At 64.2% G+C, this 25,956-nt stretch carries 23 protein-coding genes, 1 tRNA gene and 1 pseudogene; 9 read left to right on the forward strand and 16 right to left on the reverse strand.

Going from position 1 to position 25,956, the window contains the following annotated elements; all coding sequences use genetic code 11:
* Positions 1 to 580: 580 nt before the first annotated feature.
* Positions 581 to 2,056, reverse strand: a complete 1,476-nt coding sequence (locus SO139_RS32350) for a porin (RefSeq protein ID WP_449380859.1) — start codon at positions 2,054 to 2,056, stop codon at positions 581 to 583.
* 598 nt (positions 2,057 to 2,654) lie between these two features.
* Positions 2,655 to 2,748: transfer RNA gene (locus tag SO139_RS32355), tRNA-Ser, on the reverse strand.
* Between the two features lie 322 nt (positions 2,749 to 3,070).
* On the opposite strand from SO139_RS32355, the gene SO139_RS32360 reads away from it, so the two are divergent.
* Positions 3,071 to 5,080, forward strand: coding sequence for a tetratricopeptide repeat protein (locus SO139_RS32360; protein WP_498541253.1), 2,010 nt, complete (start codon positions 3,071 to 3,073; stop codon positions 5,078 to 5,080).
* A gap of 85 nt (positions 5,081 to 5,165) precedes the next feature.
* Here the strand turns inward: SO139_RS32360 and SO139_RS32365 are convergent, their stop codons facing one another.
* Positions 5,166 to 5,432, reverse strand: a complete 267-nt coding sequence (locus SO139_RS32365; RefSeq protein WP_449380881.1) for a hypothetical protein — start codon at positions 5,430 to 5,432, stop codon at positions 5,166 to 5,168.
* 1,281 nt (positions 5,433 to 6,713) lie between these two features.
* Between SO139_RS32365 and SO139_RS32370 the strand changes: the two genes are divergently transcribed.
* The gene (locus SO139_RS32370) at positions 6,714 to 6,896 is read left to right on the forward strand and encodes a hypothetical protein (RefSeq protein WP_449380882.1); all 183 of its coding nucleotides are present in this window, start codon (positions 6,714 to 6,716) and stop codon (positions 6,894 to 6,896) included.
* A 25-nt stretch (positions 6,897 to 6,921) separates the two neighbouring features.
* Here SO139_RS32370 and gatB read toward each other — a convergent pair whose 3' ends face one another.
* From gatB to SO139_RS32405, 7 genes are all read right to left on the reverse strand, one after another.
* Complete coding sequence (gene gatB / locus SO139_RS32375; protein WP_449380883.1) at positions 6,922 to 8,400, reverse strand: Asp-tRNA(Asn)/Glu-tRNA(Gln) amidotransferase subunit GatB; 1,479 nt, start codon at positions 8,398 to 8,400, stop codon at positions 6,922 to 6,924.
* Positions 8,397 to 8,687 (reverse strand): hypothetical protein, encoded by a 291-nt coding sequence (locus SO139_RS32380; protein ID WP_449380884.1) that lies wholly within the window; start codon positions 8,685 to 8,687, stop codon positions 8,397 to 8,399. The genes gatB and SO139_RS32380 overlap by 4 nt, the downstream gene beginning before the upstream one ends.
* A gap of 2 nt (positions 8,688 to 8,689) precedes the next feature.
* Positions 8,690 to 10,165, reverse strand: a complete 1,476-nt coding sequence (gatA, locus tag SO139_RS32385) for an Asp-tRNA(Asn)/Glu-tRNA(Gln) amidotransferase subunit GatA (protein ID WP_449380885.1) — start codon at positions 10,163 to 10,165, stop codon at positions 8,690 to 8,692.
* Positions 10,162 to 10,374 carry a hypothetical protein gene (locus tag SO139_RS32390; protein ID WP_284262967.1) on the reverse strand — a complete coding sequence of 71 codons (213 nt, stop codon included), beginning with the start codon at positions 10,372 to 10,374 and terminating at the stop codon, positions 10,162 to 10,164. Before SO139_RS32390 ends, gatA begins: the two co-directional genes overlap by 4 nt.
* An 80-nt stretch (positions 10,375 to 10,454) precedes the next feature.
* The gene (gatC, locus tag SO139_RS32395) at positions 10,455 to 10,742 is read right to left on the reverse strand and encodes an Asp-tRNA(Asn)/Glu-tRNA(Gln) amidotransferase subunit GatC (RefSeq protein ID WP_449380886.1); all 288 of its coding nucleotides are present in this window, start codon (positions 10,740 to 10,742) and stop codon (positions 10,455 to 10,457) included.
* A 192-nt stretch (positions 10,743 to 10,934) separates the two neighbouring features.
* Entirely contained in the window at positions 10,935 to 12,011 is a 1,077-nt protein-coding gene (locus SO139_RS32400) for an NAD(P)H-dependent flavin oxidoreductase (protein WP_449380887.1), read from the reverse strand.
* Between the two features lie 16 nt (positions 12,012 to 12,027).
* Positions 12,028 to 13,008 (reverse strand): NAD(P)H-dependent flavin oxidoreductase, encoded by a 981-nt coding sequence (locus SO139_RS32405; RefSeq protein WP_449380888.1) that lies wholly within the window; start codon positions 13,006 to 13,008, stop codon positions 12,028 to 12,030.
* 95 nt (positions 13,009 to 13,103) lie between these two features.
* Between SO139_RS32405 and SO139_RS32410 the strand changes: the two genes are divergently transcribed.
* Entirely contained in the window at positions 13,104 to 13,994 is an 891-nt protein-coding gene (locus SO139_RS32410; RefSeq protein WP_449380889.1) for a LysR family transcriptional regulator, read from the forward strand.
* Here SO139_RS32410 and SO139_RS32415 read toward each other — a convergent pair.
* Entirely contained in the window at positions 13,981 to 14,196 is a 216-nt protein-coding gene (locus SO139_RS32415; protein ID WP_449380890.1) for a hypothetical protein, read from the reverse strand. The two genes, SO139_RS32410 and SO139_RS32415, sit on opposite strands and share 14 nt — an antisense overlap.
* Positions 14,197 to 14,243: 47 nt before the next feature.
* Here SO139_RS32415 and ruvX point away from each other — a divergent pair, with 47 nt between their 5' ends.
* On the forward strand, positions 14,244 to 14,735 hold the full coding sequence (gene ruvX / locus SO139_RS32420) for a Holliday junction resolvase RuvX (protein WP_449380891.1): 492 nt from the start codon (positions 14,244 to 14,246) through the stop codon (positions 14,733 to 14,735).
* Positions 14,736 to 14,738: 3 nt separating this feature from the next.
* Entirely contained in the window at positions 14,739 to 15,662 is a 924-nt protein-coding gene (locus SO139_RS32425; RefSeq protein ID WP_449380892.1) for an AEC family transporter, read from the forward strand.
* Here the strand turns inward: SO139_RS32425 and SO139_RS32430 are convergent.
* The 4 genes and pseudogenes from SO139_RS32430 to SO139_RS32445 form a co-directional block, all read right to left on the reverse strand.
* A pseudogene (locus SO139_RS32430) lies at positions 15,548 to 16,413 on the reverse strand (CPBP family intramembrane glutamic endopeptidase). The gene SO139_RS32425 and the pseudogene SO139_RS32430 sit on opposite strands and share 115 nt — an antisense overlap.
* 269 nt (positions 16,414 to 16,682) lie before the next feature.
* Positions 16,683 to 17,450, reverse strand: a complete 768-nt coding sequence (locus SO139_RS32435; protein WP_449380893.1) for a CPBP family intramembrane glutamic endopeptidase — start codon at positions 17,448 to 17,450, stop codon at positions 16,683 to 16,685.
* Positions 17,451 to 17,596: 146 nt separating this feature from the next.
* On the reverse strand, positions 17,597 to 19,240 hold the full coding sequence (locus SO139_RS32440) for an isovaleryl-CoA dehydrogenase (RefSeq protein ID WP_449380894.1): 1,644 nt from the start codon (positions 19,238 to 19,240) through the stop codon (positions 17,597 to 17,599).
* A gap of 200 nt (positions 19,241 to 19,440) precedes the next feature.
* Positions 19,441 to 20,205: a M15 family metallopeptidase gene (locus tag SO139_RS32445; protein WP_449380917.1), complete on the reverse strand. Its 765-nt coding sequence runs from the start codon at positions 20,203 to 20,205 to the stop codon at positions 19,441 to 19,443.
* Positions 20,206 to 20,421: 216 nt separating this feature from the next.
* Here SO139_RS32445 and SO139_RS32450 point away from each other — a divergent pair, with 216 nt between their 5' ends.
* The 4 genes from SO139_RS32450 (at position 20,422) to SO139_RS32465 (ending at position 24,655) form a co-directional block, all read left to right on the forward strand.
* On the forward strand, positions 20,422 to 21,375 hold the full coding sequence (locus tag SO139_RS32450; RefSeq protein WP_027522965.1) for an aspartate carbamoyltransferase catalytic subunit: 954 nt from the start codon (positions 20,422 to 20,424) through the stop codon (positions 21,373 to 21,375).
* A gap of 5 nt (positions 21,376 to 21,380) precedes the next feature.
* A complete protein-coding gene (locus SO139_RS32455) occupies positions 21,381 to 22,682 on the forward strand; it encodes a dihydroorotase (RefSeq protein ID WP_449380918.1) in 1,302 nt (433 codons plus the stop codon).
* A 26-nt stretch (positions 22,683 to 22,708) separates the two neighbouring features.
* Positions 22,709 to 23,305: a glycerol-3-phosphate 1-O-acyltransferase PlsY gene (gene plsY / locus SO139_RS32460; protein ID WP_449380895.1), complete on the forward strand. Its 597-nt coding sequence runs from the start codon at positions 22,709 to 22,711 to the stop codon at positions 23,303 to 23,305.
* Between the two features lie 150 nt (positions 23,306 to 23,455).
* A complete protein-coding gene (locus SO139_RS32465) occupies positions 23,456 to 24,655 on the forward strand; it encodes a patatin-like phospholipase family protein (RefSeq protein WP_449380896.1) in 1,200 nt (399 codons plus the stop codon).
* Here SO139_RS32465 and SO139_RS32470 read toward each other — a convergent pair.
* Complete coding sequence (locus tag SO139_RS32470) at positions 24,647 to 25,888, reverse strand: amidase (protein WP_449380897.1); 1,242 nt, start codon at positions 25,886 to 25,888, stop codon at positions 24,647 to 24,649. The genes SO139_RS32465 and SO139_RS32470 overlap by 9 nt on opposite strands.
* Between the last annotated feature and the right edge of the window lie 68 nt (positions 25,889 to 25,956).

Here is a 25,956-nt window from a genome sequence, read left to right on the forward strand (position 1 = left end):
TCCAACTGCTCACAGTCGTATCTCCAACTCCGCTGCTTTCCTCGGAAAGAAGCCGTTACGTTCGAGCCAATATACCCCGCAACATCCGCGAGAAAAACCCAGGTGGCTGCTCGTCGGATTCTCTCTCTGATCGGCCGAATGATCGATCATAGGCAGCGTTCACGACGGGCAATCTCTTGGGCGGCGCGCTGTTCTACCGGACGAGTCGGCGAGGTCGACGATGGGCAGGATCGTCTCGGCGACCTGGCTGAATTGCACCCTTTTGCGGCCCGCCAGGCGAGCTAACTACGGGCCGAGGTGGGCCACCGGCGCCTGCTCCCGGATCAATGCTGTCCGAGCCCCCTCCCATGCCACCGGCGCCTTGGGCATGTGCAAAGCCTATGGCAGCGACGATCGCTGCGCCAAGCGCGCCAATCACCGCTCCCGTTCGAATGGTCGAACCGCAACTCACGCTGAAGACTTCAATGCCGCTCCCCCTCGAGAAAGCCGGCTCGGTCGAGCCAATATAGGCCGCAACACCAGCAAAGAAAAACCCCGGCGGTTTCCCGCCGGGGTTCTCTGATCGGTCGAAAGATCGATCTTAGAAGTTGCGCTGAGCGCGGAGGAGCAGGGAGACCGAGTCCTGGTCCTTCATCTCATACAGAGCTGCCGGCTTGGCAGCCGCAGGAACGCCCGGGCTCGCGATGACGCCAGAGTACTTCTGGTCCAGACGCGACCAGTTGACGTCCGCCGTGAAGGCCAGGTTCTTGACCGGGGTCCACACGGTGTTGACACCGATCACTGCGAAGTTGAAGTCCGGGTTGCAGTTGCCGGTCAAGCCGAGGAGCCCAACCATGTTGGCACAGATCGCGGTCTTGCCACCGCCACCGTATTGCACTGCGCCGTAACCGCCGTAGATGGCGCTGGCCCAGTTCGGGTTCCAGTTGTGGGTGTAGCCACCACGGAAGCCCCAAGTCTTGACGGTCTCGATACCTGAGCCGTTGACGAAGACGCCATCAGCAATGCCGGCGATCCCGAGGCCCTGGTAGGCGCCAATGCCGCTGCCGCTGTACATAAAGAACGTCTGCGGGAACAGGCTCTGGAAGTTGTAGCGAGACGCGCCATCCGTGTAGACGGCCTGCAAGTTGATGGAGTCGCCAGGTCCGGTCGGGATGTTCTTGATCGACAACGAACCCTGAACTGCCCAGCCCCACTTGTCGTCGGGGTGACCGGTCGGCTCAGTCAGGCCGTAGTAGGCGGCATGGAGGTTATGTCCAACAACCGACAACTGGGCCAGACCCCAAGCCTGGTCGACGCGGATCGCACCGACGAGGTCGGGAACACGCGTTCCACCCCAATCGTTGTTGCCGTAGATACCCTGAACCATGTTGGCTGCAGTCGCACCCGACAGGTTCCAGAGGTTCGACTCGCCACCTGCCGAAGTCGTTTCATCCTGCAACGCCACCGAAGCGGTGATGCCCTGACCGAAATCAGCCGTGTAAGCGACCTGGTTCACGCCGGTGACGTGGTTGGAGCCGCCCGGAATGGTATCGGGACCGCCAGCCGGATAGCTCTGCCACGGTGCGTCGAAGATCGAGACCGTGCGGCCGAAGGTGAAGCCAGCGAACTGGATGAACGCGTGGTAGAGACCGAGCGAGGCGCTGCCGGTTGAGAACGTCGACGGGTTGCTGCCGGTGACCGAGGTCGTATCCCAGGTGAAGACCATATCAGCGTAGGTGCGAACCACGCCGTACTCGGTGGCCGTACGCGTATCGACCGTGAAGTCCATACGGGCGCGGCTGCCCCAGTAGTTGGTCAGACGGTTGTTCGAACCCTGGTTCGCGCCTTGACGGAAGCCGTAGTCGCCACCGAGGGCCCAGGCATCGGCGCGCAGATAGCCGCCGAACTTGATGCAGGTGTCAGTGCCCGGCATGTAGTAGAATCCGGCACCGTACAGGGAGCAGATCTTCACGTATTCGACCGCTTTGGCCTTCACGGGGAGATCGGCTGCCTGTGCTCCGCCCACGGCGATCAGACCCGCCGCTGAGCCGAGCAAAAGGCTCTTAACCAACTTCATGTTAAACCTCCAAGTTGCTCTTCAGGGAAGGTCACTGACCGGATGGCCAATTTCCCATTCCCGTTTCAAATCACCGCCTAGCCGCTTCGCGCCTTCGGACACACCCGCATGAACGCGAGGGACTTAAGCGAACCACCTAAAACGGGACGACCTCGGGATGCCCCCCTCCGTCGCCCGGTCACAATTACCGAACGTCCTTGCACACACAACAAAAGAACGCTCCAGACCGGCCCTACGAAGCGCGTTTTCCAACGGGTGTTGCACAAATAACACGTGGATGTGATCGCGGCGCGTTTGTAAGTATTTGTTTTCCATGCCGTTTTTGAAACGGTTCCAAATGCCACCAAATTCTTCGCCGTGAAGCGGCGGCCGTGCCAGCTCTCCGTGACGCCCTTGCGACGCACGCGAATCGAAGAATCGGCAACCGACTCGGAATGGATGCTGGATGGTCTCGTCGCCGCGCCGTTCGACCGTTGGGCGCACCAGGCCAAGCCAAAGACAAAGTGCGATTTCGCGGGGGACGAGCTGCCGCCGCGGCCGGACTAACCTTGGACTTATATTGTGCGGGGGATTTGTAACGGAGGCTGGACGTCACGACTGGCGGAGACGGAGGGATTCGAACCCTCGATAGGCCTTTACAAGCCTATAACGGTTTAGCAAACCGCCGCCTTCAGCCACTCGGCCACGTCTCCGGCTTCGCCGGGTATGCCCGACCCGGCGGCGAGCCGCAAGCGGCAGAATTGAGGCTGGCGGGTTTCTTTGCACATGAAAGCTTTTGCAGCGAGGAAAGCCAAGCACAGGTTGGCACTGGCTGACGTCCGGAGCGCCGGCCGTCGTCACGCCCGCACATCGGGCAGCCATCGCGTCAGTTGGTCGCGCGTGGAGACTCGGCACGAGCGCTGTTTCGTGCCTTGCAGCACGAGCCGCGTTGTTCTCTCGAGTAAAGGCGACTAGTCTTTTTGCACCAGTTCGCCAAAGCACAGACCCGCCATCGGGGTCCGGAAACCCAATCACATGTCGCAGCAAAGCCGCAACAAGGGAGCTTCGGCCCCCTCCTCACTCCATCCGTCGGCTATTCTGGACCAGGCGATTGCGGCCCACCGTTCGGGCAAACTGTCGGATGCGGAACGCGGCTACACGACCATCCTGAAGGGAAGCAGAACACATCCCGTCGCGCTGCATATGCTGGGGCTGTTGCAGGCCCACCGCGGCAATTTCGCGGACGCCGAGCCATTGCTCAAGAAGGCTGCCCGCGTCGACCCCGGCAATCCCGACGTTCTTTTCAACTATGCCAACGTGCTGCGTGCATTGGACAAGACAGACGATGCGCTCGCCTGGCTTGCGAAGGTGATTGCCCTGTCGCCGGACTTCGCCGATGCGCATCTCAATCGCGGAGCGATCCTGCTTGCACGGAAGGAGCTTCACGGCGCGATCGCGGAGCTTGATCGTGCCATTGCGATCGCGCCATCGAGCGCAGCGTTCTTGAACCGAGGCAGTGCATTCCAGCAGCTCGGTCAGCTCGACGAAGCACACGACAGCTACCAAAGGGCCGTCGAGCTCACACCGTCGAATCCACAGTACCATTTCGTCTTGTCTGAGGTCCTTACCCAAATGGGCCGACACGACGAAGCGATCGAGGCGCTCGAAAGAACGGTCTCACTGAACAAGGCCTTCCCGTTCGCGCTGAGCAAGCTCGTTGATTCCAGGCAGAAGCGCGCCGACTGGCGCAGTTTCGAACGTGAGCGGGCCGCCCTGGACGAGGCCGCAGAATCCGGCGTGGCGATCGATCCCCTCACCTTCATTCTCGCCTCGTCGTCTCCCGCACACCAATTGACCTGTGCGAAGACATATGTCGCCAATGTCGCCCCGGAGCGAGGTGCCGCGAGACCCAGAACGCCGTCACCGGCTTCCCGGCTGCGGGTCGCGTACGTGTCTGCCGATTTTCACAATCATGCCACCGCGCATTTGATGGCCGGAGTTTTCGAGGAGCACGACCGCGAGCGCTTCGACATAAGCGCCATCTCCTACGGACCGGATGACCGCAGCAAGATGCGCGACCGCGTGAAGGCAGCATTCGAGCGCTTCGAAGACGTCAGGCACCTTGCCGACGAGGACGTGGTCAAGCTGATACGCCAGCTCGACATCGAGGTCCTCGTCGATCTCGGAGGCTTCACCGCCCTTGCGCGGCCGAAAATCCTTGCGCACCGGCCGGCTCCCATCCAGGTCAACTATCTCGGCTTTCCCGGCACGATGGGCGCGCCGTACATCGACTACATCATGGCCGACCGGATCGTCATCCCCGAAGCAGAGCAGAAGTATTACGCCGAAAAGGTGATTTATCTCCCCAACAGCTATCAGGCGACCGACGCAAGGCGACCGCCCCTGTCAAATGCACCGGCCCGAAGCGAGGTCGGGCTGCCGGACGATGCATTCGTCTACTGCGCGTTCAACAAAACATTAAAGATCACGCCCCGGCTGTTCGATGTCTGGATGAGGCTGCTTACCAAGACCGCCGGCAGCGTCCTTTGGCTGTTTGATGGGGGCCCGATCGCCAGTGAGAACCTGAGGCGTGAAGCCGTTGCGCGCGGCATCGCCGCCGAGAGAATCGTGTTTGCCCGACCCATCGCTATCGACGAACACCTGGCGCGCCACCAGCTTGCCGATCTGTTCCTGGACACGTTGCCCTACAACGCCCATACCACGGCCAGCGACGCCCTGTGGGCTGGCTTGCCGGTCCTGACATGCCTCGGCACCGCCTTTGCGGGACGTGTTGCAGCCAGTCTCCTGAATGCTGTCGGCCTTCCTGAACTGGTGACGCGATCGCTGGACGAATATGAGGCTTTGGCGCTTCGGATCGCGCACGACTCCGAACTTCGAACCGCCCTCAAGAGCAAGCTGGCGACGCATCGGTCCACCTGGCCTCTCTTCGATACTGTCGGCATGGCGCGAGACGTCGAAAAGGCCCTCACCGAAATGTGGCGCCGGCATTGCGCCGGCGAAGCGCCGGCCTCGTTTGCCGTCTGATCTCATCACGAGGTCGGCCTAAGGTCACCTTGGCGCGATCGCATCGATCGGTCAAAGTTCGGTTCCCTGCGGCGGAGTGAACCGGTCAGTGCGCGGTGGCCCAGGCCCTCGCCTCGCGCTGCGCGGCTGCGATCTCGGCATCCGACATCTGCCCGGCGACTTCCTGGCGAAGCGCGATCGCGTCCCTACGGCCCTTCAACGCCGCGAGGTTGAACCATTTATGCGCAGCGATGAGATCGACGAGGCCGGAGCGGCCGCTCGCCCAATACATGCCCCGCTCGAACAGCACGTCCGACAACGCAGTCGCGTCGATCGGCGTCGCGGTCTCCAGATCGAAAGTCCCCTGAAACATGTCGCATCCCCTTTATTGTTGTGCCGCCTCGTTCCCCCGAGCGCGGCTCCCGTCCAAACTGTTCAACTCGTCCCCATGCCGCTCTTGCCGGCTTGTTGAGGCGATCTTGGCGAGCAAATTTGAATGGCAGTTTAAGTATCGCGATGAAGGGGACGTAAACGCGAGGTCACGCGGCGCGGCTGCGAAAATGCAAGAAGTCAGGGATTCTCAAGCACTTCTGCGATCCGTCAGATTTTGTTTACCGTTCGGATCTTCGGACGATGATAACCATCGCGCGTGGTGAGAGGCGCACGATCGCAGCCACCTCCTGAGCCGTCATTTCCCGCGACGGCGGGGAATCCAGTACGCTGCGACTTCTCCGTATGCGTCACTGCCTCTGGAATACTGGATCGCCCGGTCGAAGCCGGGCGATGACGCCGGAGTGTGGGCGCGCAGTCGGACCACAGGGGGCGCAAGCCTGTTCGGCTGCGTGTCACGCCTTGGACCTGAAACTTTGGAAAATGAAAACGCCGGCGAGGATCCCGGCTACTCGAACGAGGGCGTCGGCGAACACGTCAGGACCAGATTTCATTTTGGCCGCGAGGCTACTCATGAAATTGCGGGGCCGATAAAGGCGAACCGCACCGAACGAAGAAAACTGGTTTCTTCTGCCGGACCAGACCTTGACGAGCAAGCTCGGCAAGGAAGGACGATCCGACCGTTGACCTGATGTCTCGCCGACACCCTCTATCGCCGATCAGAGCCCGGTTGACTGAGACCTGCCCTGCCTGAGGCAAACCAGATCGCAGAAGGCGCTGATGACGTGCCGGCCGTCAGAGAGGCCGGCGACTTCAGAAGCGAAGTTACTTCTTCTTCTTCGCGACCTTGCGGGTCTTCTTCGCAGTCTTCTTCACTGCGCTCTTCGCCTTCTTCGCCTTCTTCGCTTTCTTGGCCATGTTGCCCTCCGATGTGTGAGATGGCTTTAATCGCTGCGTGCATTCGGGGATCGAATGCACTGCATCCCGAATACACCAACACGGCGAAAAAAACATCTTCTCGCTTAAGGAAGTGTTGACGGAGCAAAGCGCGCAAGTACTCCGCGCTTCGCGCACGCGCTCGACGAGTCGTTCGATCGTCTATGCGGAAAGTGCCTGCCGCATCAGCGCCGGCGAAAGCATCGATTGCAAGAAAACCCTATGCTGCAAGCCCATTCCGCATTCGCACATTGCGCGCGATCGACGTTCCGTCGCGCGTTGCGTCTCGCTCGAAGGCGCACGAAGTGCGTTTCGCGGACTCTGAGTCGTGAATTTTGGCAATGAAAATATTTTCATGCTTAACGGCGCGACCGCTCGCCGGAGCGTGCTCGCAGCCGCCGTTTTGCACGAATCGAAGATGGCGATTCGGTTGGACGTGGACGGTGCGATCGAGGCGACGTCGGTGTCGCCGCATGCGCGCGACGGATGCGCGAAGGCAGGATCGCGGTGACGGCACGCGCCGTCACCGCATCGCGTCAGATGCCGAGCTTGGACTTGAGCAGGTCGTTGACGCTCTGCGGGTTGGCCTTGCCGCCAGACGACTTCATCACCTGGCCGACGAACCAGCCAAGCGCCTGCGGCTTATCCTTGACCTGCGCGACCTTGTCGGGATTGGCCGCGATGATGTCGTCGACCACCTTCTCGATCGCCGAGAGATCGGTGACCTGCTTCATGCCGCGGCTTTCGACGAGCGCGCGCGGATCGCCGCCCTCCTGCCAGACGATCTCGAACAGATCCTTGGCGATCTTGCCGCTGATCGTACCCTCGCCGATCAGGTCGATGATCGCGGCAAGCTGCTCGGCGGCGACGGGAGAGCCCGAAATAGCCCGGCCTTCCTTGTTGAGACGGCCGAACAGCTCGTTGATCACCCAGTTCGCCGCCATCTTGCCGTCGCGCGCGCGATTGCCGAGCCTGTCCAGCACGGTCTCGTAGAAGTCAGCGCTTTCGCGCTCGGCGACGAGCACGCTCGCATCATAGGCTGACAGACCCAAGTCGGCGACGAAGCGCGTCTTCTTCTGATCCGGCAGTTCGGGCAACTCCGCCTTCAGCGCATCGACAAACTCTTGCGAGAACTCCAGCGGCAAGAGATCGGGATCGGGGAAGTAGCGGTAATCGTGCGCCTCTTCCTTCGACCGCATCGAGCGCGTCTCGCCCTTGTTGGGGTCGTAGAGCCGTGTCTCCTGGTCGATCTCGCCGCCATCTTCAAGGATCTCGATCTGGCGCCGCGCCTCGTACTCGATCGCCTGTCCAATGAAGTTGATCGAGTTCATGTTCTTGATCTCGCAGCGGGTGCCGAGCGGCCCGCCGGGACGACGCACCGAGACGTTGACGTCGGCGCGCAGGTTTCCCTTCTCCATGTCGCCGTCGCAGGTGCCGAGATAGCGCACGATCGAGCGCAGCTTGGTCACATAGGCCTTGGCCTGCTCGGCGTCGCGGATGTCCGGTTTTGAGACGATCTCCATCAAAGCGACGCCACAGCGGTTGAGATCGACAAAGGACAGCGACGGCGACTGGTCGTGCAGCAACTTGCCGGCATCCTGCTCCAGATGCAGCCGCTCGATGCCGACGTTGACGCTGCGGCCGCCGTCGAGCTCGACAAGCACCTCCCCCTCACCCACCACCGGCGACTTGTACTGGCTGATCTGATAGCCCTGCGGCAGGTCGGGATAGAAATAGTTTTTCCGATCGAACACCGAGCGAAGATTGATCTTCGCGTTCAGCCCGAGCCCGGTCCGGACAGCCTGTCTGACGCATTCCTCGTTGATGACCGGCAGCATGCCGGGCATCGCCGCGTCGACCAGCGACACGTGGGTGTTCGGCTCACCGCCGAATGCGGTGGACGCGCCCGAGAACAGTTTTGAGTTCGACGTCACCTGGGCGTGGATCTCCATGCCGATGACCATCTCCCAGTCGCCGGTGGCGCCCTTGAGAAGCTTGTGCGTGGCCGTGCTCATGTCGTGCTCCCGAGCAGGGCGGCAGCGATGCGCTCCCACTCCGTCTGTAATGAATCCTTCGCGGCCGGTTGGCCCGCCTGGCGATACCAGTAGCCGGCATTGCCGAGATCGCCTTCAACACGATGCAAATAGGCATGCACCCAGGCGGCGTCGCGGCTGTCCTCGTCCTGGACGATCTTGTGCGCCTTGTCCCAGTCGCCCTTCGCGGCCCACCAGAGCCCTGCGAGCGGCGCGCTGAGGTTCGGCGCAGGCGCGGCGCAGTCGAGGCTGGCGATATACGCCGCCATGTTCACCACCACCTCGTCGGCGTGAAGTGGCCGGCCGCTTGCTCGATCACCTCGCCGAGCGAGAACAGCGTCTCCTCGTCGAAGGGCCGGCCGATCAGTTGGAGGCCGAGCGGCAGGCCTTGCGCGTCCTTGCCGGCGGGCACGGCGATGCCCGGCAGGCCGGCCATGTTCACGGTCACCGTGAAGATGTCGTTGAGATACATCTCGACCGGATCGGCGCCGCCCTTCTCGCCAATGCCGAAGGCGGCGGACGGTGTCGCCGGCGTGAGGATCGCATCGACACCCTTGGCGAAGCAATCCTCGAAATCCTTCTTGATCAGCGTACGCACTTTTTGCGCGCGCAGGTAATAGGCGTCGTAGTAGCCGGCGGAGAGCACGTAGGTGCCGATCATGACGCGGCGCTTCACCTCGGCGCCAAAGCCTTCGGCGCGGGTGTTTTCATACGTCTCGATGATGTTGCGTCCCTGCTCGCGCAGGCCGTAGCGCACGCCGTCGTAGCGCGCGAGGTTGGACGAGGCTTCCGCCGGCGCCACGATGTAATAGGCCGGCAGTGCGTATTTGGTGTGCGGCAGCGACACCTCGACGAGCTCGGCGCCGGCCGCTTTCAGCCAGGCCGCGCCTGCTTCCCAAAGCTTTTCGATCTCGGCCGGCATACCGTCGAGCCGATATTCCCTGGGTATGCCGATCTTCATGCCCTTCACGGACCTGCCGATCGCGGCCTCATAGTCCGGCACGGCGATGTCGACGGACGTCGTGTCCTTCGGGTCGTGGCCGGCCATTGAACGCAGCAGCATCGCGCAATCGCGTACGCTGCGCGCGATCGGACCTGCCTGATCGAGCGAGGAGGCAAAGGCGACGATGCCCCAGCGCGAGCAGCGGCCATAGGTCGGCTTGATGCCGACGGTCGCGGTAAAGGCCGCTGGCTGGCGGATCGAGCCGCCGGTGTCGGTCGCCGTCGCGCCCATGCAGAGTAGCGCAGCAACGGCCGAGGCCGAGCCGCCGGACGAGCCGCCCGGCACCAGCGTCGTGTTGGAGCCCTCGCGCCGCCAGGGATTGCCGACAGGACCGAAGCAGGAGGTCTCGTTCGACGAGCCCATCGCGAACTCGTCATTGTTGAGCTTGCCGAGCATCACCGCACCATCGCGCCAGAGCTGCGAGGTGACGGTCGACTCGTAGGTCGGCACGAAATTGCCGAGGATCTTTGAGCAGGCCGTGGTGCGCACGCCCTTCGTCGCAAACAGGTCCTTGATACCGAGTGGAATGCCGGCGAGCGGACCGGCACTACCCTTGGCGATCTTGCCATCAGCTTCGCGCGCCATGGCGCGCGCCTGGTCGGGCGTCTCCAGGATGAAGGCGTTGAGCGCGCGTGCAGCTTCCATCGCGCTCAGATGCGCGTCGGTCAGCTCGAGCGACGTGAATGTCTTGTCGGCGAGACCCTTGCGGGCCTCGGCGAGCGTCAGCGATGTCAAATCGGTCATTTATTGATCGGGCTACAGAAGAACGGAGACAGGGTCTTGTCGTTGGCCGGGTCGTCTTTTTTGGCGGCGGCTTTCGCAGCCGCCTCGATCTCGTCGAGCACGGCATTGACGGCCACATTGGGATCGGCAGTCTTGCCCTGCCGCTCCATCGCGTCGAGATAGTTCATGTAGGCCTGATAGGCCTTCTCATCGTCGCATAGCAGGCACATCGGACTCGTGTCCTAATACTCTTTAGTTTGACGCGTTTTCTTCACGCGAACCGGCTTCCACTTCGCTCGAAAACGCCATGCTACTCGACGACCTTCGGCACCAGGAAGAAGTGACCTTCGGTCGCGGGCGCATTGGCAACGATATCGTCGGCGATCTCGCCGTCACTGATGACGTCCTCGCGCTTCTTCATCTCCATCGGGGTCACCGAGGTCATGGGCTCGACGCCCTCGATATTGACCTCCGAGAGCTGTTCGACGAAGGCAAGCATGGCGTTGAGCTCGCCCTGGAGATGCGGAACCTCATCGTCGGAAACCGCAATGCGCGCGAGATGCGCGATGCGGCGGACGGTAGCGGCGTCAACGGACATTATATAAGGCCTCGAACGGCAGAAATCCTGTCTGCCGTATAGCAGAGGCCGGTTTTGCGCCGCAACCGGCGCTGGGCGCATGATCCGGACCCGAAGGGCCGCGTTAGCGCAAAGTGCGCAGCGGTTTTCCGAAAGATCATGCGCAAACAATAACCTAAAGCGCGATGACGATCCTCCTGGATCTCATCGCGCCTAGCCGGCCAGCGCTTTCAGGCGGGCCTGCGCGGATTTGGCCAGGTCCCGGGTCAATCCGGCCGCAGGCATCTCGCGGCCCATGCCGATGGCCTGTCCCGCCCAGAGATTGGTGAAATCCACCCTCCCCTGCTTTTCGGCCGCCGCCTTCAACGGCCCCAGCGCGGTCGCGGCATGGGGAAAGGCCGGCGCGTCCGGCGAAATCGGGCCGGCTTCGCGCATCAGGCGGTTCTGTACACCGCGCGCGGGCCGGCCGGTCATCACATTGGTGATCACGGTGGAATCGTCCCCGGCCTCCGTGAGTGCCCTGCGACCGCCGGCGCTGACCTTGGATTCCGGGCAGCGCAAATAGGCACTGCCGATCTGCACCCCGGACGCGCCGAGCGCGAAGGCAGCGGCGATACCGCGTCCATCCGCGATACCGCCGCAGGCGATCACCGGCACCTTCACGGCATCGACGACCTGTGGCACCAGCGCGAAGGTGCCGGGCTGCTCCGAGATATTTTCAGTCAGGAACATGCCGCGATGGCCGCCCGCCTCTGCGCCTTGCGCGATCACGGCATCGACGCCGTGCTGCTCGAGCCAGACCGCTTCCTTCACGGTGGTGGCGGAGGAAATCACGATGCACCCGGCCGCCTTGACGCGCCTCAGCAGCGCCTTGTCCGGCAGGCCGAAATGGAAGCTGACGACTTCTGGCTTCAGCTCCTCGACGACCTCGCAGAACGCCGCATCGAATGGCGCGCGGTTGGCTGCATTGATGGGCGCCGCCGGATCGAGACCATGCTCCTTGTAGTAGCCCGCGAGGCGCTGCTTCCAGCGCGCTTCGGCCTCGGCCGTGAGCTCGACCGGCGTGTGGCAGAAGAAGTTCATGTTCACCGGCGTGGAGACGCGCTGGCGAATGAGATTGACCTGCTCGCGCGCTTTCTCCGCCGACAGCATGGCGCATGGCAGCGAGCCGAGCGCACCGCCCTGCGCCGCGGCGATCACGAGCTCCGCATCCATCACGCCGGCCATCGGCGCCAGCACGATCGGAAATTCGATCTTGAAGAGGTCGATCAGTCGACGGTCAGGCCACATGGTTGTTCTCTCTTGTTCAAGCAGCGGAAGCGACGGAGTTGCGCCGGCCGGTCAGCAACTGCTCCGCCTCAGCTGCGATCCGCTCGACGATGTCGGCTGCCGGCGGAATATCATGGATCAGGCCGACCGCCTCGCCTGCAATCACGGCGGCGACGTCGAAATTGCGGCTCGCCTTTGCGGCGGCATAATCAGCCGCAACCTTGGCGACATTCTGCATCAATTCGACCTCGCGCCCCATCCAGCGCCGGGCGTGATCGTTGATCAGGCATCGCCCGGTAAACGGCGCCGGCCAGACATTGTTGCGGGAGAGATCGAAAATGATGCCGCGCATGGTCGAGCCGCTCGTTGCATCACAGATGCGCCGTTTCGCCTCGTCAGCGCCGTCGGCCTCCTGGCTCGCATAAAAGCGCGTACCGAGCAGCACGCCGCTTGCGCCCAGCATCACCATGGCGGCGAGCCCGCGCCCGTCGGCGATGCCGCCGGCCGCGACCACCGGCACACGACCCGCCGCGAGATCGACGATTCCAGGCACGAGATCGACGGTGGTGCGGGATGCACCATGGCCGCCTGCCTCGGTGCCTTGCGCGATGAGAACGTCCGCGCCGGCATCGAGCGCCTGTCGCGCCATGGCCTCGTCCTGCACTTGGCAGATCAGCCGCGCACCGGTCGATTTGATCTTCGGCGCGAACGGCGCGGGATCGCCGAACGACAGCATGATCGCTGCGGGCCTTGCCGCGAGCGCGATATCGAGAAGGTCGGGGTGCCTGGCGAGGCTCCAGGTGATGAAGCCGATTCCGAACGGGACGCGCAGCGCTTTCAGCTTCGCCGTCTCCTGCTCCAGCCAAGCCCTCTCGCCATAGCCGCCGCCCAGAATACCAAAGCCGCCGGCGCGGCTCACCGCCGTCACCAGGCTGCTGCCAGCGATGATATCCATCGGAGCAAGGAGGATCGGGTGCTCGATGCCGAGCAGCGTGGTCAGCGGTGTGGTGATCGCCATGGCTCCTCCTGTGTGGACAGCGACACTAAGTGAGAATAACATTCTTGAAAATTGAATTCTTTCGAACGCTGCCATCTCGAAAACGAAACGAGGCCATGGAACTCAGCGATATCAGGACTTTCGCCGCGGTCGCCCGCGCCGGCGGCATCACCCGTGCCGCGGAAGAGCTCAATACGGTGCAGTCGAATGTCACCCAGCGGATCAAGGCGCTGGAGGCCGAGATCGGCACGCCCCTGTTCGAGCGGCACAGCCGCGGCATGACGCTGACCGGCGCGGGCAAACGGCTTTTGCCTTACGCGCAACGGATGGCGGCGCTCTCGCGCGAGGCCTTCCTTGCCGCGCGCGATGATGGCGAGCCCAAGGGACCGCTCGCGATCGGCTCGATGGAAACGACGGCGGCTGTTCGCCTGCCACCGCTGCTCGCCGATTTCCATCGCCGTTTCCCTGCCGTGCGGCTGAGCTTGCGCACCGCGACCACCGCCGATCTCGTCGCCGCCGTGCTCGATGGCGCGCTCGACGGCGCCTTCGTCGCTGGTCCCATCGAGCATGCCGAGCTCATCGCCGTCAGCGCCTTCCGCGAGGAGCTGGTGCTGGTCAGCGCGCGCCGTTGGGCATCACTCAAAGAGCTCCGCGCCGGCACGCCGGAGTCGGGCCCGACGGCGCTGGTGTTCCGCACCGGCTGCACCTATCGCCAGCGGCTCGAGCAGATCTTCGTCGAGTTCGGCTGGCCCTCGGCGGCGCGCTTCGAGCTCGGCACGCTCGACGGCATGATCGGTTGCGTCGCCGCCGACATGGGCGTGACATTGCTGCCCCGCGCTGTGGTCGAACGCAGCGCGATGATCGGCAACGTGGCGATCCACGAGCTGCCCCCGTCTTATGCAGGGGTCGAGACGCTGTTCATCCAGCGCCGCGCCGGCCACCAGTACAGCGCACTCCAAGGGTTCGTGTCCTGCCTGAACAGGGATGACGAGGTCATCGCGGCCTGAACGACCAACGCCGCAGCGCCACCATCGCCCAGATCGCCTCCACCACGCCGAACGGCCAGGCGCCTTGCAGGAAGCCGTAGGCCGAGCCGAGCGCGCAGGATGCGGCGAACAGCAGGACGAACCAGTGGCTGCGATCCTCCAGCGCATAACAGACCAGCATCGCGGTGACGGCGAACAGGCCGAATAAGGTCAGCGCATCCATTGTTCTCGGTTCACTCCGCAGCGCTTCGCATGGTATGCGCTAACGCCATGCCGGCACCTATCCTACCTCTCATCGACGCTGCAACCCACTGGCCCGCGCGCGGTGCGCTGATCGGGCTCGATCTCGGCACCAAGACGATCGGCGTTGCCGTCTCCGATCCCGACCGGCGGCTCGCGACCGGTGTCGAGACCATCCAGCGCAAGGCGTTCAAGCAGGATGCCGCAAAGCTCCTTGCCATCGCCACAGAGCGCAAGGCAGTCGGCTTCGTGCTCGGCCTGCCAATCAACATGGACGGCAGCGAGGGCCCGCGCGCGCAATCGACCCGCGCCTTCGCCCGCAATCTTGCCGGCCTCACGGCCTTGCCGATCGGCCTGTGGGACGAACGTCTCTCGACGTCGGCGGTCGAGCGCGAGCTGATCGGCATGGACGTCAGCCGCGCCAAGCGCGCCGAGGTGATCGACGAGCACGCCGCGATCTTCATCCTGCAAGGCGCGCTCGATCGCCTCGCCAATCTTCGCGCGGCACCCGGAACGGACTGACCCATGGCGGTGGTGATTGCTGCACTGCTGCCGGTCTTCATTCTCATCGTGCTCGGCGTAGTGCTGAAGCACAGCCTGATGCGGCTCGACACCCAATGGCACGGGCTGGAGCGGCTGACCTATTACGTGCTATTTCCGATGCTGCTGATCCAGACGCTGGTGAAGGCCGACCTCGACAAGGTACCGGTCGCAGGCGTCGGCGGCGCACTGCTCTTGTCCTCGCTTGCGATGTCACTGTTGTGCCTGGCGCTGCGCCCGGCCCTGGCGCGGCTCGACATCGATGGGCCCGCCTTCACCTCGATCTTCCAGGGCGCGACCCGCTGGCAGACCTATGTCGCGCTGTCGGTCTCGGCCAATCTGTTCGGCGATGTCGGCCTTGCGCTGGCCTCAGTCGCGATGGTCGCGATCATTCCGCTGGTCAACGTGTTCAGCGTCGCGGTCCTCGCGCACTACGCATCGCCGAACAAGCAGTCCGTCGGCGCCATCGTCATGACCGTGGCAAGCAACCCGCTGATCTGGGCCTGCGCGATCGGCCTCTTCGTCAACGTCCTGCACCTGCCGCTGCCAAGGATCTGGCACGAGGTGGCGGATGCGTTGAGCCGCTCTTCCCTCGCCATCGGCCTGCTCGTCACCGGCGCGGGCCTGCATCTGAACGGCCTGCTCCGCCCGAGCGTGGCCGCCGCCATCGGCGTCGCCTTCAAGCTCGTGCTGATGCCCGTGATCGCGCTTCTGCTCGCGCTGTGGTTCGGGCTGACCGGGACGAGCCTTGCGATCATCGCAGTCTGCGCGGCGGTGCCGACCTCGCCCAGCGCCTACGTGCTGGCCCGCCAGATGGGCGGCGATGCGCCGCTGCTCGCGCAGATCATCACGCTGCAAACGATTTTGGCGGCGATCACGATGCCGATCGCGATCGCGCTGGTGGCCTGAGCGCTAGACGTACGGACGCATTGCAAGACGACGATATTGGAAGTTGAGTGGGCTATCACTGTCAGCCAGGTTGAGGCACTTCTCCAACGGATATAGCCAAGAGCAAGTCCAGAGAGGAAAATATTGGTCTGCCCAATCCAGCTGTATTGGACGTGGCAGATCGCCACAAAGCAGACGTGAGCACAATGGTCCCGATCGCCCCTAGAAATGTCTCGGACCATCCGCGGAACATGAAGCCCCGAACGATCAACTCCTCCACAACCGGCGCGGCGATGCAACTCCCTACGAGCATGATCAGCAACCCGCCCGCACCGCCGACGCCGATGTACGCGCTCGTCGTTTGCTCCTGCGGACCAAGCACGAGGTAAGACAACACAGACTGCAGGCCGAATACGACGGCCACAATGCCCACGGCCCTCAACAATTGGCCCGGGCGCGGCCAGTTCAAAGCCAAATACTCCGAGAATTCTCTACCTGCCTTCCGGGTCGCAACCCAGAGTACGGTAACCGCAGCAGGGGATCCCAGGATGGTCGCGGCGCCCTGCCAATTCGGTTGGTACCACAACGCGTCAATTTTCTCGGCTGACGACCCATCCATGGGCTTCAGGATAAGAGTCAGCAACACTTGGGCCGACAATAAATAAGCGGCGCAAGCAATCAGCGCACCGAGCAACGTCTCCATGAAATCCCAGGTCCGAGGCTTCCGAACGGAGCCCGCAGCCGAGGGATTGGCATTTTCGAGATCGGACATTTGGGCTTTCCGCGACAACGTCGCAGCGAAGGTGGGCACAGGTTCTACCCAACATACTTGAGGACCAAACGGCCGGCAATGCAATGGCGCGGGCGGTCTGAGGAACGCCCCCAATACCTCGTCATTGCGAGCGAAGCGAAGCAATCCAGACCGTCGCCGCGGGGGGATTCTGGATTGCTTCGCTTCGCTCGCAATGACGGTTTCCGTGGCTGCAACTCAAGGCTACTGCTTGGCGCTCGTTCATTTCGCGCGAGGCTAGAGCCGCCCGCCTACCCCCCCAGCCACATCGTCAGCACCACCGCCGTCAGATTGTTCAGCGCGTGGAGCACGATCGTGAGCCACAGCGAGTTGGCGCGGTAGCGCATGTAGCCGAACCACAATCCGATCGAGAAGACCTCGGCAAGAAAATACATGTCGTACTGCAGATGCACGGCGGTCCAGACCAGCGACGACAGGATGATCGCGCCGGGCACGCGCAGAAAGCTTTCCGACCAGCCGCGGAAGAGGAAGCCCCGCGCGATCACCTCTTCGGAGATCGGCGCGGCAATGCTGAAGGAGAGCACGAGCATCGTCGCCGCGCCCTTGTCGCGGCCTGATTTCAAGAGATCTGTCATGAAGCCTGGCGTCGCCTCGCGGCCCAGCGCACGCGACATCGCCTCCCAGATCACCACGATCAGAACGAGACCGACGGCACCGAGCAGAATCTGCAACCAGGATGGCCAGCGCAGCGCAAGGTAGTCGGCGAAGGAAGCTCCCTTCAGGCGAATGGCCAGCCACACCGCGGCCAGCGTGGTCGGCAGGCCCGCGATCACCGACCACGCCAGCGCCTGCGGATCGCGGCCGACGGACTCGAGCGATGCCATGTCGATCGGGCCACCACGATGCGCGACGAGATAGACGATGGTGCCAATCTGGCCGACGAACATCGCGGCGAAGACGAACACGCCCCACAGCGCCGTGCCCCAGAATTTCCAGACGGGCGGCGGCGCCCCGGGCGTCACGATCAGCGGCGGGTGGTCGGGATTGAGAGTGTCCATCAAGAAGCTTTCGTTAGGCGCGGCAAACTATCGAGAGATCGTCATGCCCGGGCTTGTCCCGGGCATCCACGTCCTTCGTGCCGCACTGTGACACGTGGATGGCCGGGTCAAGCCCGGCCATGACGGGCAGTGAGAGCGTTCCCCGATCAAGGCAGCGCCCGTTCCAGCAGCGCTCGCTGGTCCCCACTCTCCAACTCCACGGCGCCATACATGCTGGCGTGATTGGTGGCGAGGCGTGTGGCGGCAAACAATTCGGCGTTGCGGGGTGATACGAGGTTGAGCGCCGCGGCCGCCGACAGCAGCGCCAGCTTCTCCACCGCAAGCCGCGCGACGCGCTCGCTATCGCCTCGGCGGAAGGCTTTGCCGATGAAGCTTATCGCCTCACCCGTTCCTGGCAGGCCCTTGGTCTCAGCGGCCAGGCTTTGCAGCACCGTCATCGCCGCATCGGGCTCGCGCGCCAGCGCACGCAGCACGTCGAGGCACATCACGTTGCCCGAGCCTTCCCAGATCGCGTTCACCGGCGACTCCCGGTAGTGGCGCGCCAGAATGCCGTCTTCGACATAGCCGTTGCCGCCGAGGCATTCCATTGCTTCGTAGAGGAACGCCGGCGCGCTCTTGCAGACCCAGTATTTGATCGCGGGCGTCAGCAGCCGCATGTAGGCGGCCTCGCCTGCATCGTGCGGCGTGCGGTCGAAGGCACGGCAGAGCCGCATCACCAGCGCGACCGTTGCCTCGACATGCAATGCCATGTCCGACAGCACCGCCTGCATCAGCGGCTGATCGGCGAGATGTTTCTGGAATACGCTGCGGTGACGCGCGTGATGCAGCGCATGGGCGAGCCCCGAACGCATCAGTCCACTAGAGGCGATCGCACAATCCTGCCGCGTTAGCTGCACCATCTGGATGATGGTGCGGATGCCCTTACCTTCGTCGCCGACGGCTTGCGCATAGGCGCCGACGAACTCGACCTCCGAGGACGCATTGGAGCGATTGCCGAGCTTGTCCTTCAACCGCTGAAACTGGATCGCGTTCACCGAACCATCCGGCGCAAAGCGCGGCATGAAGAAGCAGGTCAGCCCGCCCTCGGCCTGCGCCAGCACGAGGAAGGCATCGCACATCGGCGCCGACATGAACCATTTATGGCCGGTGATGCGATAGGCGTTCCCATCGCGCACCGCGCGCGTCATGTTGGCGCGTACGTCGGTGCCGCCCTGCTTCTCGGTCATGCCCATGCCGAGCGTCATGCCGCGCTTCTCCCACCACGGTGTGAAGGTGGGGTCGTAGCTTTTCGTCGAGAGCACCGGCATCACGCGCGCGAGCAACTCCGGCTGCATCGCCAGCGCCGCGACGGAGGCGCGTGTCATGGTGATCGGACAGAGATGTCCGGTCTCGACTTGCGATGCGATGTAGAATTTGGCTGCACGAATGACCTCGGCCGCATCGCCCGCGGGCTGTCCATCCGCGGTCCAGGTGGAGTTATGCACGCCGGCATGCGCGCTGTGCGCCATCAGCTCGTGATAGGCGGGGTGAAACTCGACCTGGTCGCGGCGGTTGCCCTTGGCATCAAAGGTGCGGAGTTTTGGCGTGTTCTCGTTGGCGAGGCGCCCACGCTCGGCCATCGCCGCCGAGCCCCAATGCCGGCCGAACGCGGACAACTCCTGTTCGGCAGCGGTCCCGCCATTGGCCTTCACCGCCTCGACCAGCGGCCGGTCAGCGGCAAACAGGTCGATGTCCTCGAACGGCGGCGACTGATTGAAAACCTCGTGGGTCGCGAAGCTCGGCTGGGTCATCGAGTGTTCCCGATTGATCACGATATCGCAGTGGGGCAATCCCTCACCTCTCCCGGAGGGAGAGGTCGGAGTGCGCAGCACTCCGGGTGAGGGGATCAGGTCCCTCGATAGAGCTGTTCCCCTCACCCGCGCCTTCGGCGCGACCTCTCCCTGTGGGAGAGGTAATCCGACTCCTGGCTGCCCAAACGACCATCTGCACTCTACCTCGTCCGCGGCTGGATCGGGAAATCATAGGCCGCCCCGCCAGCCCCCGGCAGGGAAAAATGCCACCACTCCTTCGAATAGTTCACAAAGCCTTGCCGGGCCATCGCAGCGACCAGCCGCTTGCGCCAGGCCCGCTGATCGGCCGTGATCATTGGCGCTGCGGTATGGCCCTTCGCATCCGTGCAGTCATAGCCCGTGCCCATGTCAACGCTGCCTTCAGGCGGCCGAGCCTCGACCGGCGCCGTGCAGTCGCCATAGGCCTTCGCGGGATCGTATTTGGCGGAGTTGTCGGCCTTGAGATCGATGAGCGTGAGATCGAGCGCAGCACCGGTGGAATGCTGCGAGCGGCTCGCGATATAGCCGAGCCGGAACAGCTCGGTCTTGGGAATCTTGGGGTTGTAGCGCCGCTCGGCCGCCGGCTCGCGGCCGTTCTGCGCCCACGCCACCATATCGAGGGACGCACGCACCGGCCGATAGCAATCGAACATCTTCAGCGAGAGGTTTTGGCCGGCGAGCTCCTGCTGGATCGCTTTCAGCCGCAGCCCCACCTCCCGCTTCACCACGCATTCGCCGGCGCCATAGCCGCTCAGCGGATGGCCGGTGAAATTGTTCGAGGTCGCGTAGCGGATGTCCTGGACGATGCTGGGATCGATGTCGCGCAAGTACACGAAGCCGCCGGGGAGCGGTTGGGCGTGGGCTTCGCCAACGAGTGCTGCGACCAAGAGCGCTGACAAAATTGCTTTCAAGGGAAGCTCCCACATCGTCATGGCCGGGCTGGTCCCGGCCATCCACGATCTTCTATCGCATTTGACGCAAAAAGAACGTGGATGCCCGGGACAAGCCCGGGCATGACGGAGGAGACTGCAACAGCCCAAATTGGGGCACCAAACGTTTGCCAGATCAGATCAGGGGATAACTCACTTCCCTACCTTTGGCCCTTGCCCCCTCACCCATCCCCGCCTATAGCTCTGCTTTTAATGACCCCTGCATCGAAATCGACCTTCGTCCTCGGTCACCGGCATCTGCTGGGTATCGAGGGCCTTTCCGCTGCCGACATCACCGGCCTCCTCGACCTGTCCGAGGAATATGTCGAGGTGAACCGCCAGGTGGACAAGAAACGCGCCGTCCTGCGTGGACGGACGCAAGTGAACCTGTTCTTCGAGGCTTCCACCCGCACCCAATCCTCATTCGAGATCGCCGGCAAACGCATGGGTGCCGACGTCATGAACATGTCGGTCTCCTCCTCCTCCATGAAGAAGGGCGAGACGCTGATCGACACCGCAGTGACGCTCAATGCCATGCACCCGGATATCCTGGTGGTGCGGCATCACGCCTCCGGCGCGGTGGAACTTCTGGCCCGCAAGGTTGACGGTTCCGTGATCAATGCCGGCGACGGCGCGCATGAGCACCCGACGCAGGCGCTGCTGGACGCGCTGACGATCCGCCGCAACAAGGGCCGAATCGAGGGCCTCGTGATCGCGATCTGCGGCGACGTCCTGCATTCGCGCGTTGCCCGCTCCAACATCATCCTCCTCAACACCATGGGTGCCCGCGTCCGTGTCGTCGGACCCTCCACGCTCTTGCCGCCCGGCATCGAACGGATGGGCGTCGAAGTTGCGCGCGACATGCGCGAGGGCCTGGAAGGCGCCGACATCGTCATGATGCTGCGCCTCCAGCGCGAGCGCATGAACGGCTCCTTCGTGCCGTCCACCAGCGAATACTTCAACTATTTCGGGCTGGACCAGAAAAAGCTCGCCTACGCCAAGCCCGATGCGCTGGTGATGCATCCCGGTCCCATGAACCGCGGCGTCGAGATCGACACCGCGGTCGCCGACGGCGCGCAGTCCCTGATCCGCGAACAGGTGGAGATGGGCGTCGCCGTGCGCATGGCGGTGCTGGAAGCGCTCGCCCGTAACCTGCCGAACGCGTGATGCCAATGCTGACCGACCGCCGCCCGATCCTGCTCGCCAACGCCCGCGTCGTCGATCCCTCCAGGGACTTTGACGGCGTCGGCGACGTCCTGATCGCCGACGGCATCGTCCGCGAGACCCGCCGCGGCATCGGCGCGGCTGGCGTCCCCGAGGGCACCGACATCGTCAACTGCTCCGGCAAGATCGTCGCTCCCGGCCTGATCGACATGCGCGCCTTCGCCGGCGAGCCGGGCTACGGCCATCGCGAAACCTTTGCGAGCGCGAGCCAGGCGGCGGCGACCGGCGGCATCACCACCGTGATCTGCCAGCCGGACACCTTGCCGGTCATCGACAATTCGGCGACCGTCGACTTCGTGATGCGCCGGGCCCGCGACACCGCGATCGTCAACATCCAGCCGATGGCCGCCCTGACCAAGGGGATGCGTGGCGAGGAAATGACCGAGTTCGGTCTCCTGAAAGCCGCCGGCGCGGTCGCCTTCAGCGACGGCGACCGAAGCGTCACCAATGCGCAGGTGATGCGCCGCGCCCTCACCTATGCGCGCGATTTCGACGCGCTGATCGTGCACTACACCGAGGATCCCAACCTCGTCGGCGAAGGCGTCATGAACGAGGGCGAGTTCGCGACCCGCCTCGGCCTGATGGGCATCCCGAACGCGGCGGAAGCCGTGGTGCTGGAGCGCGACATGCGCCTCGTTGCGCTGACCGGCGGCCGCTATCACGCGGCCTCGCTCTCCTGCATCGACTCGCTCGATATTCTCAAGCGCGCCCGCGATGCCGGTCTTGCCGTCAGCGCCTCGGTCTCGATCAACCATCTCGCGCTGAACGAGAACGATATCGGGCCCTACCGGACGTTCCTGAAGCTATCGCCGCCGCTGCGCACCGAGGACGACCGCCGGGCCCTGGTTGCGGCCGTCGGCTCCGGCCTCGTCGACGTCATCATGTCCGACCACAATCCGCAGGACGTCGAAGGCAAGCGCCTGCCGTTTGCGGAAGCAGCTCCCGGCGCTGTGGGCCTCGAGACGATGCTGTCGGCGGGCCTGCGACTGGTACATAATGGCGAGATGGAACTGAACACGCTGATCCGGGCAATGTCGACGCGGCCGGCCGAGCTGCTCGGCCTGCCCGGCGGCACCTTGCGCGCCGGCGCGCCGGCCGACGTCATCGTGATCGACGCCGACACGCCCTGGGTGCTCGATCCGGCCGATCTCAAATCGCCCTGCAAGAACACGCCGTTCGACGAAGCCCGCTTCTCGGGACGGGTGGTGCGCACCATCGTCGGCGGGCGGACGGTGTTCGAGCATGTCTAAACTGCGCCGGCCAGGGAGACGCCGCGATGGGAATTGAAGCTGTCCTGCCAGTTGCATTCCTTGTCGGCTATTTCCTGGGCTCGATCCCGTTCGGGCTCGTCCTGACACGCCTTGCCGGCACGCAGGACCTGCGCACGGTCGGCTCGGGCAACATCGGCGCGACCAACGTGCTGCGCACCGGCCGCAAGGGACTGGCGGCAGCGACGCTACTCCTCGACGCACTCAAGGGCACGGTTGCGGTGGTGGTTGCGGGCTATCTCGCCGGGCCCGATGCAGCGATGCTGGCAGGGCTCGGCGCCTTTCTCGGCCATCTCTTCCCGGTCTGGATCAAGTTCAAGGGCGGCAAGGGCGTTGCGGTCTATATTGGCATCCTGCTTGGCCTGTTCTGGCCGGGCGCGCTGTTCTTCTGCCTGCTCTGGCTCGCCACTGCCTTCACCACGCGCTACTCCTCGCTCTCGGCGCTGGTCGCAGCCTTCGTGACGCCGATCTTCCTGTGGTGGTTCGGCCACCTCGCACTCGCCTCGCTGTTCGCGGTGCTGACGCTGCTTTTGTTCTACATGCATCGCGAGAACATCAAGCGATTGCAATCGGGCACCGAGAGCCGGATCGGCCAGAAATCATAATCCGGAAAAAATACGGATATCGCCGCACCTCCTCCGCAATATATGCCAATTCCTGTTCGCAACTTTCGGCTTGTTTCCCGGCCGGAGTGGTCAACGGGTCCGAGGCCTGTCATCCTGACGGCAGAAAATGGCGTTACGCGGTAGCTCAGAATGAGCGAGACGATTGTCGACATGCATGACGAGGGTAGCTTGCAGGGTGCTGCGCGCACGCGCGCAAGCATGCTGCTCTCCGCCGCGGACATCTGGTCCAGTGCGCCCTCTCCACCTCCTGTTGCTGAGATTGCGCCCGCATCACCGCTGTCGCCCGCTCCTGCTCCGGTCGCGCCAGCAGTTCCACTGATCGAACCTGTGACCGCCGTTGCAGCCGTCGCGCCGAGCGTGACACCCTCCGAGCACTGGCCGCCTCGAAGATTGTCGCTGGCACTCCAGGGCGGTGGCACCTTTGCGGCTTTCACCTGGGGCGTGCTGGAGCGCCTGCTGGAAGAGCCGGGAATCGAATTCGACACCATCAGCGGCGCCAGCGCGGGCGCCATCAACGCGCTGCTAGTCGCCGGCGGCCTCGCCGAGGGCGGCCGCGAGGGCGCGCGGGCGCGCCTCGAGCGGTTCTGGGTGCGGCTGATGCACGAGGCCTCGTTCCGCTCGCTGATGCTGGTCGGCGGCTTTTCGCCGGCGGGAAGCTCTGTGGCATTCGGGCCGACGCTGCGCTCCGGCCAGTTCGATCCGTTCGACCTCGATCCGCTGCGGCAGGCGCTGTCCCGCGACATCAATTTTGCGGCGCTGCGCGACAAGGCCTGCCCCAGGCTCCTGATCGCGGCGACACGGATCCGCGACGGGCACCAGCAGGTGTTTTCGAACGAGGCGATCACCGCCGACGTCGCGCTGGCTTCGACCTGCCCGCCGCTGGTGCATTGCGCGATCGAGGTCGACGGCGATGCCTATTGGGACGGCGGCTATGGCGGCAATCCGCCGCTGGTGCGGCTGGTACAGGAGTCGCGCGCGTCCGACGTGCTGGTCGTCCAGGTGACGCCCTCGCGCGACAGCTACGTGCCGATCACGCTCGCCGCGATCGACCGCCGGCTCGACCAGATCGCGGCCAACGCCGCGCTCAACGCCGAGGTCGCCGCGGTGGAATGGGCACGCACCGGCACCGCCCCCGCGCTGCGGCTATTCAGGATCGCGGCGGAAGACGAGATCGAGGGGCTGGCGCAGCGCTCGTCGACCGATCTCGGCCGCGGCTTCATCCGCCTGTTGCACCGGAGCGGCCGCACTGCTGCCGACCGCTGGCTGCGGCGGGAGACGCGTAGCGAGCCGTCCGTCCAGCGCACGCGCGCCGAGCCCGCGCTAGTTTGACGCCGCGAGCGCGTTCTCGAGGAAGCGCGCGGCGGCCAGCGCGCCCGCATCATTGCCAAAGCGCGCGATGAGCTGCACGCCGACCGGCAGGCCTTCCACCTTGAGAGCCGGCACGTTGACACAAGGATTGCCCATCAGCGTCCACAGCCGGTTGTAGCGGGGATCGCCGGTCGACGAGAGCCCCTTTGGCGCGGTGCCCGGGGCCGAATAGGTCAGGAGCACGTCGACCCCCTCAAAGACTTCGCCGAGCTCACGGCGGCCGCGGCGGCCGATTCGGCGCGCCTCGTCGTATTGGCGCGACGTGACCCCAACCGTTGCATCGAGGGTCGCGCGCAGCATCGGCGCGATCTCGTCGTGACGTTCGGAAAACTCCCAGGCGAGCGCACGATGCGCCTCAAAATCCTGGATCACGGGGTGAATGCGCCAAGCCTCCTGCACCATCTCGGGCAGGTCGATCTCTTCCACGCTCGCACCGGCGCGCGTCGCGGCCTTGATCGCCGCGCTGAGCCCCTGCTCAGCCGCCGGCTCGACAGGACCGGCGAACGCCTGCCTGACCACGCCGATGCGCGGCGACGTTGCCGCGACGATGTCGGAGAATTCGACCCGGCCGGTCATCCCGAACAATCCGCGCGCGATGTCGTCGACACCGGCACCGAACAGTCCGACCGTGTCGAGCGCCCAGGAAAAACATTTGACGCCCACCGTCGGCAGCAGACGGAACGACGGTTTGATCGCGGCAACCCCGCAATAGGCCGCGGGCCGGATCACCGAGCCGCCGGTCTGCGTGCCCACCGCCAGCGGGATCATGCCGGCAGCTACCGCAGCCGCCGAGCCAGCGGAAGATCCACCCGGCGTGTGGCCGGGATTGTGTGGATTGAGCGTGACGGTCGGATCGCGCGAGGCAAACGCCGTCGTTGTGGTCTTGCCGATGATGGTGGCGCCCGCGCGCTTGAGCATCATCACGACCGGCGCGTCGGCACGCGGCTGCCAACCCTTGTAGATCGCGGAGCCCATCTCGGTCGGGAAGTCCGCGGTGTCGATGATGTCCTTGATGCCGACCGCAACGCCGCGCAGGGGACCTGAGCCTTGCGCCTTCGCAGAGTTGGCGTGGCAGACGAAGGCCCGGACGTCGTTCTCCCGCCCCTCGATCGCCTCCAGCGACTGCGCGATAGCGGCGTCCGGCGAAAGCTCGCCCCTCTCGATGCGGAGCTGGAGATCGGCGAGTGAGATCATGGCCCAAATCCTTCTTGTTGGGAGCGTTTTTAGCATCGCGAGGAAGTCGCGCAAGCGCAGCGCCCTGT

Source organism: Bradyrhizobium sp. UFLA05-89 (assembly GCF_059803475.1).

What these genes read in the sequence shown, in the direction of transcription:
- SO139_RS32445 (WP_449380917.1), bottom strand. Translation starts at nt 20,205, where the DNA reads ATGTGGGAGCTTCCCTTGAAAGCAATTTTGTCAGCGCTCTTGGTCGCA.
- SO139_RS32415 (WP_449380890.1), bottom strand. Translation starts at nt 14,196, where the DNA reads ATGGATGCGCTGACCTTATTCGGCCTGTTCGCCGTCACCGCGATGCTG.
- SO139_RS32410 (WP_449380889.1), top strand. Translation starts at nt 13,104, where the DNA reads ATGGAACTCAGCGATATCAGGACTTTCGCCGCGGTCGCCCGCGCCGGC.
- gatC (WP_449380886.1), bottom strand. Translation starts at nt 10,742, where the DNA reads ATGTCCGTTGACGCCGCTACCGTCCGCCGCATCGCGCATCTCGCGCGC.
- gatB (WP_449380883.1), bottom strand. Translation starts at nt 8,400, where the DNA reads ATGAGCACGGCCACGCACAAGCTTCTCAAGGGCGCCACCGGCGACTGG.
- SO139_RS32380 (WP_449380884.1), bottom strand. Translation starts at nt 8,687, where the DNA reads ATGGCGGCGTATATCGCCAGCCTCGACTGCGCCGCGCCTGCGCCGAAC.
- plsY (WP_449380895.1), top strand. Translation starts at nt 22,709, where the DNA reads ATGGGAATTGAAGCTGTCCTGCCAGTTGCATTCCTTGTCGGCTATTTC.
- SO139_RS32450 (WP_027522965.1), top strand. Translation starts at nt 20,422, where the DNA reads ATGACCCCTGCATCGAAATCGACCTTCGTCCTCGGTCACCGGCATCTG.
- SO139_RS32360 (WP_498541253.1), top strand. Translation starts at nt 3,071, where the DNA reads ATGTCGCAGCAAAGCCGCAACAAGGGAGCTTCGGCCCCCTCCTCACTC.
- ruvX (WP_449380891.1), top strand. Translation starts at nt 14,244, where the DNA reads ATGCCGGCACCTATCCTACCTCTCATCGACGCTGCAACCCACTGGCCC.
- SO139_RS32435 (WP_449380893.1), bottom strand. Translation starts at nt 17,450, where the DNA reads ATGGACACTCTCAATCCCGACCACCCGCCGCTGATCGTGACGCCCGGG.
- SO139_RS32425 (WP_449380892.1), top strand. Translation starts at nt 14,739, where the DNA reads ATGGCGGTGGTGATTGCTGCACTGCTGCCGGTCTTCATTCTCATCGTG.
- SO139_RS32465 (WP_449380896.1), top strand. Translation starts at nt 23,456, where the DNA reads ATGAGCGAGACGATTGTCGACATGCATGACGAGGGTAGCTTGCAGGGT.
- SO139_RS32470 (WP_449380897.1), bottom strand. Translation starts at nt 25,888, where the DNA reads ATGATCTCACTCGCCGATCTCCAGCTCCGCATCGAGAGGGGCGAGCTT.
- SO139_RS32390 (WP_284262967.1), bottom strand. Translation starts at nt 10,374, where the DNA reads ATGTGCCTGCTATGCGACGATGAGAAGGCCTATCAGGCCTACATGAAC.
- SO139_RS32400 (WP_449380887.1), bottom strand. Translation starts at nt 12,011, where the DNA reads ATGTGGCCTGACCGTCGACTGATCGACCTCTTCAAGATCGAATTTCCG.
- SO139_RS32350 (WP_449380859.1), bottom strand. Translation starts at nt 2,056, where the DNA reads ATGAAGTTGGTTAAGAGCCTTTTGCTCGGCTCAGCGGCGGGTCTGATC.
- gatA (WP_449380885.1), bottom strand. Translation starts at nt 10,165, where the DNA reads ATGACCGATTTGACATCGCTGACGCTCGCCGAGGCCCGCAAGGGTCTC.
- SO139_RS32365 (WP_449380881.1), bottom strand. Translation starts at nt 5,432, where the DNA reads ATGTTTCAGGGGACTTTCGATCTGGAGACCGCGACGCCGATCGACGCG.
- SO139_RS32455 (WP_449380918.1), top strand. Translation starts at nt 21,381, where the DNA reads ATGCTGACCGACCGCCGCCCGATCCTGCTCGCCAACGCCCGCGTCGTC.
- SO139_RS32405 (WP_449380888.1), bottom strand. Translation starts at nt 13,008, where the DNA reads ATGGCGATCACCACACCGCTGACCACGCTGCTCGGCATCGAGCACCCG.
- SO139_RS32440 (WP_449380894.1), bottom strand. Translation starts at nt 19,240, where the DNA reads ATGACCCAGCCGAGCTTCGCGACCCACGAGGTTTTCAATCAGTCGCCG.